Origin of the sequence: uncultured Rikenella sp. (assembly GCF_910579375.1) — a bacterium.
Classification (GTDB): domain Bacteria; phylum Bacteroidota; class Bacteroidia; order Bacteroidales; family Rikenellaceae; genus Rikenella.
Map to the genome: position 1 here is coordinate 1 of NZ_CAJTUJ010000146.1, position 4,519 is coordinate 4,519.

Annotated in this window: 1 protein-coding gene; it reads right to left on the minus strand. The window is 59.2% G+C overall.

Features of this window, described 5'->3' with window-relative positions; translation table 11 throughout:
- Nucleotides 1–666: 666 nt before the first annotated feature.
- Nucleotides 667–3,993, minus strand: a complete 3,327-nt coding sequence (gene secA, locus QZ302_RS08770; RefSeq protein ID WP_294594549.1) for a preprotein translocase subunit SecA — start codon at nt 3,991–3,993, stop codon at nt 667–669.
- Between the last annotated feature and the right edge of the window lie 526 nt (nt 3,994–4,519).

Genomic DNA, 4,519 nt, shown 5'->3' on the forward strand with positions numbered 1-4,519 from the left:
GCCCTACAAGAGGGTACTGCCCTTACGCCGGGCGGGCGCGCCCACAGGGCGTTTTACTGGCCGCCTCTACCCCCGTTCTTTGTCCGCGCGCCTTGGGGAAATCTTGTCAAAACGCACAAGTGCATTTTGACGATTTCCCTCTTAAGGCGGTGGCGCGCGCGGTTGAGCTTTGTCCCGCCTGAAACTGCCCTGCGCGGGCGGCGTCCGGGTGACCCCGGCGGGACGGAGCGATACTATGTATCGCTATGGCAGCCTCTACCCCAGTTCTCTGTTCGCGCGCCTTGGGGAAATCTTGTCAAAACGTGCCAGCACATTTTGACGATTTCCCTCCTAAGGCGACGGCGCGCGGCTTTGGCTACAAGAGGAGACTGCCCTCGGGCCGGGCAGGCCCCTCGGGCCCGCGGTGGGCAATCGGCAGCCTCTACCCAATTCTTTAGCCGCGCGGGCGCCACTTAGTAAACTAACAAAACACACAAGGCGTTGGGCTGGCTGTGTCTACCCCAAGCAGTCCGGCAGCCTCTCCCCCAAAGCCGCCGCGGCCCAACCCATTTTTAGTCAAGCTTCGACCCGCCAGAAACGCCCCCGCACGAGCCCGTAAAAGAAAAGCCCTCCGGCCGCACAGCGACCGGAGGGCATCCCTTATACATACGGGAACAAACGCAAAAGCTACGCCGCCCCGTGGCAGTTCTTGTACTTCTTCCCACTTCCGCACGGACACGGATCATTCCGCCCCACCCGTTTGTCCGCCTTGGCCGGAGCAACCGCCCCCGGCGGCACCGGCCCCTCGTTGCGCGACGTCTGCATCCGGCTCATATCCGGGCGATTACGCTGCGGCACCGCCTGTTGTTGCGGCGGCGCCTGAGGCACGGCACGCCCCTCCCCGTCCTGAGCAGAAGCCGGCCCCACCGGCAGGTAGACCTTCAGCAACATCGAAATCACCTCCCGGTTGATCTTCTCGATCATCCGGCGGAACAACTCGAACGACTCGAACTTGTAGATCAACAGCGGATCCTTCTGTTCATACGCCGCATTCTGCACCGACTGCTTCAGATCGTCCATATCCCGCAAGTGCTCCTTCCAGTCGTCGTCGATCGTGATGAGCATCATCACCCGGCTGAACGCCTTGTGAATCTCCATCCCCCGCGACTCGATCGCCCGTTTGAAGTTCACCGGCACATTCAGCCCGCGTTTCCCGTCCGTCAACGGCACCGAAATATTCTCGAACTTGTCCCCCTGCTCCTTGTAGATCGCCTCCAGCACCGGGAACGCCTGCTGCGCAATCTGCGTCGCCCGCCGTTTGAGCGCACTCCGCATATCGCCCAGAATCATCTCCGCCACCTGCTGATCCTTGAGGTCGTTGTACTCCTCCTCCGTCAGCGACGGTTCGATCGAGATTTGGCGGATCAGCTCCACCTTGAACTCATCGAACGGCAGCCCCCGGTAATTTTCCACGAACGTCTCCGCGAAATCCGTCATCATGTTGTTGATATCCACCTCGATCCGTTCGCCGAAGACCGCATTGTGCCGCCGCGTATAGATCACCTCGCGCTGCGAATTCATCACATCGTCATACTCCAAGAGCCGCTTCCGAATGCCGAAGTTGTTCTCCTCGACCTTCTTTTGCGCCCGTTCGATCGCGCGGCTCATCATCCCCGCCTGAATCACCTCCCCTTCTTTCAGCCCCATCGTATCCATCAGCCTCGCAATGCGTTCCGAGCCGAACAGCCGCATCAGGTCGTCCTCCAGCGAGACGAAGAACTGCGAACTCCCCGGGTCTCCCTGCCGTCCCGCACGCCCCCTCAACTGCCTGTCCACCCGCCTCGACTCGTGCCGTTCCGTCCCGATAATCGCCAGCCCCCCCGCATCCTTCACCTCAGCCGTGAGTTTGATGTCCGTCCCACGCCCCGCCATATTCGTAGCGATCGTCACCTGTCCCGCACGTCCCGCCTCCGCCACGATCTGCGCCTCCAGCTGATGCTGCTTGGCATTCAGCACATTGTGCTTGATCCCGCGCAATTTGAGCATCTTGGACAACAGCTCCGAAATCTCGACCGAAGTCGTCCCCACCAACACCGGACGCCCCTCCCCAACCAGTTTGACAATCTCCTCGATCACCGCCGCATACTTTTCGCGCTTCGTCTTGTAAATCAAGTCCTGATAATCCTTCCTCACCACCGGCCGGTTCGTCGGAATGACGATCACATCCAGTTTGTAGATATTCCACAATTCCGAGGCCTCCGTCTCCGCCGTCCCCGTCATCCCGCTGAGCTTGTGGTACATCCGGAAATAGTTTTGGAGCGTAATGGTGGCGAACGTCTGCGTCGCCGCCTCCACCTTGACCCGCTCCTTGGCCTCGATCGCCTGGTGCAACCCGTCCGAATACCTCCGTCCGTCCAGAATACGCCCCGTCTGCTCATCGACAATCTTCACCTTGTTGTCCATCACCACATACTCCGTATCCTTTTCGAAGAGCGCATAGGCCTTCAACAACTGATGCACCGTGTGCACCCGTTCCGACTTGAGCGCATATTCCGACAGCAGCTTGTCCTTGGCCTCCATCCGCTCCTCGACCGTCATATCCCCGCGCTCCAGCGTCGCGATCTCGCTCCCGATGTCCGGCAGGATGAAGAAACGCTTGTCGTTGATATTCCCCGACAACGCGTCATGCCCCTTGTCCGTCAGCTCGACACTGTGGAGCTTTTCGTCAATAATGAAGTAGAGGTCGTCCGTCACCTCGTGCATCCGCTTGCTGTTGTCCTGCATGTAGAAGTTTTCCGTCTTCTGCATCAGGGCCTTCATCCCCGGCTCCGAGAGGAACTTGATAAGCGGCTTGTACTTGGGCAGCCCTTTATGTACGCACAACAATAACTTCCCCGCCTTCTGCTCGTCCCCCTCAGCCGCCGCCTTCTTGGCCTCCGCCAGGAGCGTCGTACAGAGATTCCGCTGCAACCCGTAGAGCGCCTCGACCTGTCCCCTGTACTCCTCGAACAGCTGATCCTCTCCCCTCGGCACCGGCCCCGAGATGATGAGCGGCGTCCGCGCATCGTCGATGAGCACCGAGTCCACCTCGTCGACAATCGCATAGTGGTGTTCCCGCTGCACCAAATCCCCCGGTTCGATCGCCATGTTGTCCCTCAGGTAGTCGAACCCGAACTCGTTATTGGTACCGAACGTGATATCGCAGTTATACGCCGCCCGCCGCGCATCCGAGTTCGGCTGGTGCTTGTCGATACAGTCGACCGTCAGCCCGTGGAACTGATACAACGGCCCCATCCACTCCGAGTCGCGCCGCGCCAGATAGTCGTTGACCGTCACCACATGCACCCCTTTTCCCGCCATGGCATTGAGGAATACCGGCAAGGTCGCCACCAACGTTTTCCCCTCGCCTGTCGCCATCTCGGCCACATTCCCCTTGTGGAGCGCCACCCCGCCGAACAGCTGGACATCGTAGTGCACCATATCCCAGGTCACCTCCGCCCCTCCCGCGAGCCAATGGTTGCGATAGACCGCCTTATCTCCCTCGATCGTCACAAAGTCACACCCCTTGGCAGCGAGTTCCCTGTCGGCCTCGGTCGCCGCAACCGTAATCGTCCCCTCTTTCCCGTCCAGTCCCGCCTGCGCAAACCGCCGCGCGGTATCTTTGACGATGGCGAAAACCTCGGGCAGTATCTCGTCGAGGACGGCCTCGATGGTCTGGTTCACATGTTTTTTGAGCCGGTCGATCTCGGTTCCGATCTCCTCTTTCTCGCTGATCTCGACGTCTGCCTCCTCCATCCGGGCTTTCAGTTCGGCAATCCGCTCCTCGTCCGTCCGGATGCGCTCCCGGATCATCGCCTTGAGCTCCGCGACCCGCTCCCTGAGCTCATCGTCCGAGAGCTGCTGAATCTGCGGATAGACCGCCAGAATCCTGTCCACATACGGCTGAATCGCCTTTCTGTCTTTGTCTGCTTTGCTGCCGAAGAAAAGTTTCAGCAAGCTGGCTGTAACACCCATAGATTTAAGTGATGCTTAACATTTAACCGTCTGATTCCGAGCACTCTTTCCCCACGCCACGCGCCCCCCGCACCCGAATCGAACTACCAAAGATACGAATAATTCCCCGAACCCGCCGCGTCCGGGTCGAAAACCTGTTTTTCATTTTTTGTTGTGGGTGGAAGATTTCGAGTCGGAGGCCTGGGAAAACACGGAGCGATGGAAGAGGTTGTAATGTCCGATTCGCCTTTCCGGCCCCGGGCTACCGCAGCAATATCGGATACGGCGAGACATCTGGCGTAGGCAATTATGGCATCTATTTATCCGGAACGTCTTGCGAGAATGGCGACCACTATCGTGGCACGACCCTGAATGCCTATACCCAATATCTCAATGGCAGTTTTGCAGACAGTCGCGCCAGCGGTTTTCAGTTGCGTTGCCTCTCGGAATAAACGGGCACCCACAGGGTGTTTTACTGGTCGTATCTACCCCAATAACCGGCAGCCTCTGCCCCTACTTGAAACCGAGGCGGCCCGGTTCGAGTGCC

Excerpts from the sequence above, each read along its gene's own strand:
- secA (WP_294594549.1), bottom strand. The coding sequence starts at position 3,993 with ATGGGTGTTACAGCCAGCTTGCTGAAACTTTTCTTCGGCAGCAAAGCA.